The sequence below is a fragment of the Desulfonatronospira sp. genome (genome assembly GCA_003563255.1).
GTDB lineage: Bacteria > Desulfobacterota > Desulfovibrionia > Desulfovibrionales > Desulfonatronovibrionaceae > Desulfonatronospira.
Genome location: PWSL01000117.1, coordinates 1 through 7,864 on the forward strand (window position 1 = coordinate 1; position 7,864 = coordinate 7,864).

The following is a 7,864-nucleotide window of genomic DNA, read 5'->3' on the forward strand; positions in this document are numbered from 1 at the left end:
GCCAATCTGGAACAGCTGGCCGATATCTATGCTGATGAGTTCTCCAAGGTGCAGTCCGAGTTCCGACAGGTAAGAGAACAAACCCCGGGTTTACGTCACGTGCGCATCGTGGGGGCTCCGGACAGTTCCTTTGAGCTGGGCTGGAAAACCAGACATATGTAAATTTCATGAAAACCCGGATATCCCCTCTTCTCAAGCCACTGCTGCTTTTCACTGCCATGTTCGCGGCCATGGGCGGCCCTGCACTGGCTCCGGCTTTGCCGGCTATCAAGGAAGCTTACCACGAAATTCCAGACATTGAGTTCTGGACCAAGTGGCTGGTGAGCATCTCAGGCCTTTTCGCAGCCATGGGCGCGCCACTGTTTGGCTGGCTCAGCGACAAATGGGACCGCCGCAAGGCCCTGATCCTGGGCTTGGGAATGTGGGGCGTGTTTGGTTCATCAGGAATGTTCGAGCAGCCTTTCTGGAGTCTGCTGGCAGCACGTGCGGCCCTGGGCCTTAGTCTGGGAGGACTGCTGGCGGCCAACTCTGCGCTCATAGCCGACAGTTTCAAGGCAGTGGAGAGACGGAGAATGATGGGTACACAGTCCACCTCTACCTCTGCCGGGGTCATCCTTTCACTTGTGGTCAGTGGATTTTTGGCGGATATCCACTGGCACTGGGCCTTTTCCATTTACCTCCTGGCTCTGGCGGTGCTGCCTCTGGCATTGCACACATCCGTACCCACAGCAAAAACGCATGAACAAGATAAATCAAAAAAAGCTTCCCCTCTTTCCGGCAGCTTTTTGCTGGTCTGCTTCTTCGCCATCCTGGGCATGGCCGCTTTCAATATCATTCCCACCCAGATCCCTTTTTTTCTCCAGCAGGAGCATTATTTCGCCAGCACCCACATGGGTCTGGTACTGACAATTCTTCCCATCACCTCTGGAATTACCGGACGCCTCTACGCGTACATCTCACAACACTTTAAACTCTGGAACATGTTCGTTCTTTCAGGTACGCTCATGTTCCTTGGTTTCGGTCTGGTCAGCGTCTCTACCACGCCGCTGATGATCATTCTGGGGCTTGGCCTGGTAGGTATGGGAACAGGCTCTGCCATGCCTCATGTGAACGTGATCATATCAACCATTGTTCCAGGCAGAGCGGTTGGCAGAGCTCTTGGCATCCTGGCCGGATGCAAATTCTTCGGACTATTTGCTTCACCTCTGATCATGCAGCCCGCTCTGACCCAATGGGGCTACCGGGGCATGTTCTGCTTTGGCGGGGCACTGCTGCTCCTTGCGGCCCTGTTTCTGGCTATAGTCGGCCCTGTAATGTTAGCCAGAGATGTATCCGCAGGCAGGTGTGTTCCTGAACAGCCTGACCATGGAATCAACCAGAACACACCGGGGGAGGCATGAGTCATGACCAGTTTAAACACTCTTCTTTCGAACCTGAATAAGCCCTTCACAAGGGCGCAGCAGAAACGCATCACTGATTCCAAGGTGGTGGTGGCCGGAGTAGGAGGCGTGGGCGGTGTTGAGGCTGCGGTCCTGGCCGGATTGAAGGTCGGTGAAATGACCATCTTTGATCCCGGAATCTTTGATGAACCTGACATGAACCGTCAATTCGGGGCGCGCGTCTCTACCCTGGGGGAAAACAAAGCTACAGCCACAGCCGGATTCCTTCACCGCATCAATCCGGACATGAAGCTCAACGTACTCGATTACGCTCCGGCCACTGCAGAAGAATTGGACCAGGAGCTCTCCGGGGCATCCGTTGCCATCGATGCCATCGATTACATGGGGTTTGACTACAAGGCCCTGTTTGCCCAGGCAGTACGCCGTGCCGGAATCTACAACTTCACCGCTCCCATCTCTGGACTGGCAACAGCCATCTTTATTCTCGATCCCAGGGGCATGACCCTGGAAGAACTCTATGAAGCTCCTGAAGACCAGTCCCTGTGGTCCGATCATAAACTGCCCCTGCATCGACTGCTGGGAGACAGGCTGTTCGGACATCTTGTAACCGACATGATCCAGGGTCGGCGTGACTATCTATCCAATTGCGCAGGCATCGCAACCTTTAACGGCGGTCTGGTGGCTCTTGAAATAGCTTTGCTCCTGGCCGGAATACGCAGTCCTGCAAAGCTGGTCTGTGCTCCTGATGCTGTATTCGCCAATCTTCTGAGCCGGGAATGCGGAACCTATAACCTTGTGGAGGGCCCAAGATCATGACATCTGCACATCACCTTGTACTGCAGTACCGCTGGAAAGTAGTTTATGTTGAGGGAAAACCCCATCTGCTCTACTACGGGGTCCGCAATCCCCCGCTGCACAGGGAAGTCCTGCTGCCGCTATCAAAAAGTCTGGCCCGGGTCCTGGAGTCTAAAGGCATGATGGAAAACAGCGACGTCCATGAAATAAAAGATCTGGTCATCAGAAAAGTATTGGTGCCTCCGGAAGAAAAGCGTTCTGCCAAAACTCCGCAAACTATGCAGACCTGCACCAATTGCGTGGTCAACGATTACGTTGTTCCGGGCCTGGAGTTTGATGACCACGGCGTATGCGCCCTTTGCCAATGCTATGAAAAGGCAGAGCCCGGAGGATATTCCGCCTTCCCCAAGGTAACCGAGGAAGAACTGCGAAGTATGGCTGGAAAAACCAGCGGCTCCCGCTTTGACGCAATGGTACTTTACACGGGAGGCAAGGACTCATCATTCATGCTCTGGCTCCTGGCACGAAAGCTCGGCTTGCGTGTGCTGGCTGCTTTTTGGGATATGCCTTATTGCACTGGAGCAGCCTACACCAATATTGACCGAGCCCGGCAAACCATGCCCGAGGTGGAGTTCGTGCGCTGGGCCCTTCCCTGGAACACACTGCGAAAAGGCATGCTGGCCAAATGGCGTTCCCACGGCTGGCCCTGCATGTGTCCGTCACCGGCCTTTGCTCTGTTCTACCCCATGGCTGCTCGTCTAAGAATCCCCCATGTCTTTCTGGGCATCGAGGATGTTCAGGCAGCTGTGCTGGATCATGTGGTAGGTCCAGCCAGCAACGCTGCAGCTCCCCTCACCCCGCGTGAACAGACCCTGCGTTTCCTGGGAATAAGAGCCCTGCCCGGATCACAAAAACAGCCCCTGCGCTGGCCTGACGAAATGACCAATTATCATGCGGCAGTGCGTGACGCCATGCCCGAGGTATTCCATGAACTGGCTGACTTGGTGCAGCTGGCCGGAAAGGACACCTCCATGCACATCCCCCTTGTCGCCCGGCTGGCCACCAACGAATCCTACGGCACCTGGAAAAATTCCCAGGAAATCATCCAGCGCGAGATGGGCTGGATGCCCCCTGAGGGGCAAAACAATCTGCTTCACACCAGCTGCAGGCTTGAGCCGGTTAAGGATTATCTCCAGTTCCAGCGCTTTAAAGCTATGCGCACAGTATTCATGCCGCAATCCATGGTGGAACTGGGCGCAGCCGTAGCATTTGGTCTTACACCGCGCTCAGAGGCACTGATCGCCTCCCAAGAGCTAGGCTACTGGCAAACTCCGCAGGAACTTGCCGGGCTGGCCCGAGACCTGGGCATAGATGCCAGGGCCGTTGAGGACTCCAGCGATGAACTCCGTCACAGTATGGCGGAATGGGCCGGGCTTAGCTCATGACTGGTTCCTGGGGTGTACGCCATGCCTCTCTTAGCTTTCCAGCAGCTCGCATCTTTATTCCGGCTGCCCTGGACTATACCGAAAGTCTGGCCGCTTCCATGGGATTCGGCCGGTCCGAGCAGATTCACCTGCGCCTGGCAATGGAGGAAATCCTGGAGTTTCTGGAGAGAATTAATACTGGGAGCGGAGATGCACCGCCGGTCTCTTTTTGTTTTGAAGCCCGGGCAGACAGCCTGGTCATCCACTTGAAGACTCTTGGCATGCCCTTTGACATCAACAGGCTTCCCTCCTATTCCCCGGATAGCAAATCCGACGATGACGACCTGGATGGACTGGGCCTGCACCTGGCAAATTGGGCCCTGGACGAAGTACGCTTTCACAACATGGGACGCGAAGGCATAAGAGCAGAGTTGGTTAAATACCGGACCGGCGGCCACGTGCAGAACTTAACATCCATTAACAAACCGTTGAAAGCAGCCTCTCCAGTGAAATCCTATTCCATACGAAAAGCTCATGACGCAGATAGTTTGGAAATATCCCGCTGTGCTTACCTGACCTATGGCCACACCTATGAAGGTTTTATCTACTACCCGGAGCGAATCACCGAGATGAACCGAAGCAGTGAATTATACTCCCTGGTTGCAGAGGGAGCCAGCGGTGAGATCATGGGGCATTGCGGGTTAAAGTGCACGCCGGGACGGACCGACCGGGCCGAACTCGGTGTCCTTTTCGTCAAGCCTGAATACCGCAGGCACAAGGTGGGGCAGGCATTATGGAAGGCCACAGTGGACCTTGCCCGGAATCTTGGTTTTGGCTATATCGTGGCCCGCTCAGTTACCGGGCACAAGGCTTCGCAGCGTCTGGCCCACAGCAGTGGGTTTCACGACTGCTGCCTGTTTCTGGCCTTGTGTCCCCAAAACGTGGAACTGCGGGATATAGGCGGCATTCAGCAGGGCAAGATGAGCCTGATGCTGCAATGGCTCCCCCTGGGACAGCAGCGGATGCGAACCATCTTTCCTCCCGAGTGTTATGGGGAAATCGTCCAGACGCTTTACAGCGCCGCAAAAATACCTTTCCACATGGCAGACCGGCAAACTAAGGCCGACAGCGAAAAAGAGCACAAACTGCACACCAGCCGTATCCCTGAACTAAACGTAGGCATTCTCGAAATCGAAGACGTGGGATCCAATTCAGACAAAGTCTCCAACTGGATCAGACTGAATACCAGGCGGCTTTGCCGTGAAAAACTGGACACCATCTATCTTTTTCTGAACCTGGAACATCCGGGTACGCCCTGTATCGCCGATGAGTGCGCCCAGGCGGGCTATGTCTTTGCAGGCATCTCACCCGATAATTTCCCCATGGGCGATGCCCTTGTCATGCAATATCTCAACCTCGCCGCCAACCCACTTGAGCACCTTTCCACGGAAGGTGAAATCGCCGAACTGCTGCACAGCTTCATCCGCGCAGAATGGAAGAAACGGGAGATTTTTGATTCTTAGCTCTTTGCTTTTATGTCACTGGACAGTCATTTTTTTTGTAATTATCTATTTTTATGATCTTTTTTTTCAGAGCAAAATGTCTTTCTCGCCAGACCGGGTATCTATCCAAATATCCAGCGGGCAGGGAAACACCTGAAAATTCACCATTAGGGAGCATAGCCTGACTATTTCAATTGTTCAGCCATTAGTTCAGCCACATGTTTGACCTCAATATCAATTCCGGCCCTGGCCATCCCCCCGCGGATCTGCATTACGCAGCCTGGACAGTCAGTGCCTACAGCTGAGATACCTCCAGCCTGAAGATTGGCCATTTTCCCGGCCAGAAGGGTTCTGGATACCGGCGGGAAATTCAGGGAGTAACTCCCTCCGAATCCGCAGCAGACTTCTTCTTCGTCAGTGGGAATATATTCATGGACCAGATTGATGTTAGCCCTTGGAGCTTCCCTGACTTCAAGGCCCCGGCAAAGATGACACGGGGCGTGGTATCCCACCCTTTGACCGGTTTTTTTAAAAAGCATGGGAGAAACGCGCATCACATCCCGGACAAAGGAACTGAAATCCATGACCTTGCCTGTAAAGTCTTTTAGTTTCTGCTCAAGCCCTTTATCAGCCTCAAGCAGCTTTGGATAATTATATTTAAGATGAGCCGCGCATGAAGCGCAAAGAGTAACGATGTAATCAAAGTCGCCCTCTTTGAATGCTTCCAGATTTTGCCGGGCTGTTTCCCTGGCCGCTTCTTTCTCGCCCATCATCAGGGCAGGCAGCCCGCAACAGGTCTGGTTTTCAGGATGATCCTGGGCAATACTCTTTCCTTTGGATATGACTTTGACTGCCGCCTCCAACTGCTCGGGATAAATAAAATCCACAGCACAGCCTGAAAAAAGTCCAACCCTGAGTTTCGGCCTGGATACCGCTGGTTTTATGGACTGCCATTTATCCCTGAAGGGAGCCCCTGCCAGGACCGGCAGCTTTCTGAAGTCCTGCCCTTTCATGAAGATTGACGGCAGATGCCGGACATAACGGGCCTCCCGGTCCGCAAAAGGCAACTGGGCAAAACGCATGTTCTTGAGCAGCATGTGGAAAAGCCTGCGGTTTTTAAGGACCATAGCCAGCAGCTTTGATCTTGGAGGATGTCCTTCCTCATCCAGAATACGGGCATGGATGTCCTTGATTAACCCTGGCAGATCAATGCCGGCCGCGCAGACCTCCTTGCATGCTCCGCAGTTGATACAGTTCTGCACCAGCAGTCTGGCCTTGTCCCGGCCATGAAAAAAATAGGTTAAGACCAGCCCGATGGCCCCGATATAGACATAACCGTATTTATGGCCTCCCACCAGACGGTAAACAGGACAGACATTGGCGCAGGCTCCGCAGCGGATGCAGCGCAGAACCTGGGAAAAATTTTTATCTTTGGCCAGTTTTCTGCGTCCGTTATCCAAAAAGACAATGTGCATGATCTTTTTTCCGTCCGCAGAACTCTTGCACTCACTGGGGCCGGTCAGCCAGGTGACATATGAGGTGATCTGCTGCCCGGTGGCGTTGCGGGGCAGGGCCTTGAGCAGAAGCAAAGCATCCTTCAACTTTGGCGCGAGTTTTTCCAGCCCCACCAGCGCCACATGCACTCGGGGAAGGGTTGTGACCAGCCTGGCATTGCCTTCATTGGTCACCATTCCCAGAGAACCGGTCTCTGCCACTGCGAAATTTGCCCCGCTGATACCCATATCCGCCTGAACATATTCCCTGCGCAGTTCCCGCCTGGCCACTTTGACCAGCTTGTAAATATCCGAGTCCTGTTTTTTACTTGTCACTTTCTCAAAAAGATCAGCCACCTGATACCGGGAAAGATGGATGGCCGGCAGAACCATGTGCGAGGGAGGTTCTTTGCGGAGCTGGATTATCCATTCACCCAGGTCTGTTTCCACAATTTTCAGCCCCTGTTTTTCCAGGGCGGCGTTTAAGTGAATCTCTTCAGCTGTCATGGACTTGGACTTGACCACATTGCGGCACTGATGCTCCCGGGCGATGCCGGCAATGATTTCATTGGCCTGTTTCGCGTCAGCAGCCAGGTGAACATGGACACCCAGGGCTTGGGCTTTTTCCTTGAACTGCTGGTAAAGCTCATCCATCCTGGCCAGAGAATCATCCTTGGACCGGGCTATATTCTTGACCAGCCCTGGAATGTCCATACCGGCAAAGGCATTGGCTCTTCCTGTCCGGTAAGCCACGGCAAAAGTGTCCAGGGTTTTGCGCTGAAAATCGTTTTGCAGGGCCTCTTCTATTTCACTTAAATATTCCTTGATATTATCAGCGGCAAGCATCAGTCATCCTCCCATAACAGGATATGCAGTTCCAGAGGACCATGAACCCCCAGAGCCAGAACTCTTTCAATATCCGCGGTCCGGCTGGCTCCGGTTATAAAAGACAGATACGCCGACCCTTTTGTCATCATGGCTGAAAGTTCTTCTTCCGCCTCATCCGTACCAGTCCTCATTCTGGAAACAGGCAGGACAAGAATGTTTATTTCGCAGAGCATGGAACTCAGACGCAGGTCTTCAGAGGAACATTCAAGCACCAGAGTTCCGGTTTCAGCCAGCCCCAGATCCGCCACAGCCAGTCCCATATCAAGACCTGAGGCGTACTTGCGCAAACCAGAGGAAACAACCTTGATATCCCTTTCCTTAGCCATGGCCTGGAGTCCGGTCAGTGCATCTCTGTCCAGACC

The 7,864-nt window shown here is 53.6% G+C and carries 6 protein-coding genes; 4 read left to right on the forward strand and 2 right to left on the reverse strand.

Features of this window, described 5'->3' with window-relative positions; genetic code table 11:
• The first annotated feature begins 167 nt into the window (after window positions 1–167).
• From QZP87_RS03315 to QZP87_RS03330, 4 genes are read left to right on the forward strand one after another with little or no spacing between them, the layout of a single operon-like run.
• Window positions 168–1,400: an MFS transporter gene (locus QZP87_RS03315; RefSeq protein ID WP_291321493.1), complete on the forward strand. Its 1,233-nt coding sequence runs from the start codon at window positions 168–170 to the stop codon at window positions 1,398–1,400.
• Between the two features lie 3 nt (window positions 1,401–1,403).
• Window positions 1,404–2,216: a ThiF family adenylyltransferase gene (locus QZP87_RS03320; protein WP_291321494.1), complete on the forward strand. Its 813-nt coding sequence runs from the start codon at window positions 1,404–1,406 to the stop codon at window positions 2,214–2,216.
• The gene (locus QZP87_RS03325) at window positions 2,213–3,640 is read left to right on the forward strand and encodes a hypothetical protein (RefSeq protein WP_291321495.1); all 1,428 of its coding nucleotides are present in this window, start codon (window positions 2,213–2,215) and stop codon (window positions 3,638–3,640) included. The genes QZP87_RS03320 and QZP87_RS03325 overlap by 4 nt, the downstream gene beginning before the upstream one ends.
• Complete coding sequence (locus tag QZP87_RS03330; RefSeq protein ID WP_291321496.1) at window positions 3,637–5,142, forward strand: GNAT family N-acetyltransferase; 1,506 nt, start codon at window positions 3,637–3,639, stop codon at window positions 5,140–5,142. The genes QZP87_RS03325 and QZP87_RS03330 overlap by 4 nt, the downstream gene beginning before the upstream one ends.
• Window positions 5,143–5,306: 164 nt before the next feature.
• On the opposite strand, the gene ldhH is transcribed toward QZP87_RS03330, so the two are convergent.
• Window positions 5,307–7,460 (reverse strand): L-lactate dehydrogenase (quinone) large subunit LdhH, encoded by a 2,154-nt coding sequence (ldhH, locus tag QZP87_RS03335; RefSeq protein ID WP_291321497.1) that lies wholly within the window; start codon window positions 7,458–7,460, stop codon window positions 5,307–5,309.
• Window positions 7,460–7,864 (reverse strand): lactate utilization protein (locus QZP87_RS03340; protein ID WP_291321498.1); only part of this gene is annotated, 405 nt, incomplete at its 5' end. The genes ldhH and QZP87_RS03340, both read right to left, overlap by 1 nt.